Here is a 253-nt window from a genome sequence, read left to right on the forward strand (position 1 = left end):
GCCCCCCAGTTCGAAGAACGAGTCCTCGACCCCGACCCGCTCCAGGCCCAACACGTCGGCGTAAATCCCGGCCAAGATCTCCTCGACCGCGGTGGCCGGGGCGCGGTAGTGCCCGGTGGTGGTGTAGTCGGGGGCGGGCAGCGCGCGGGTGTCGAGTTTGCCGTTAGCGGTCAACGGCAACGCGTCCAACGCGATGACCGCGGCCGGGATCATGTAGGCGGGCAGGTGTTCGGCCAAGGCGCTACGCAGGGTC

1 protein-coding gene is annotated in these 253 nt (G+C 69.6%); it reads right to left on the minus strand.

The features are described 5' to 3' along the window. A partial coding sequence (locus tag AC5Y30_RS25570) for a hypothetical protein (protein WP_499922119.1) occupies window positions 1-253 on the minus strand: 253 nt, incomplete at both ends.

This window comes from Mycobacterium sp. NGS27 (assembly GCF_059813005.1).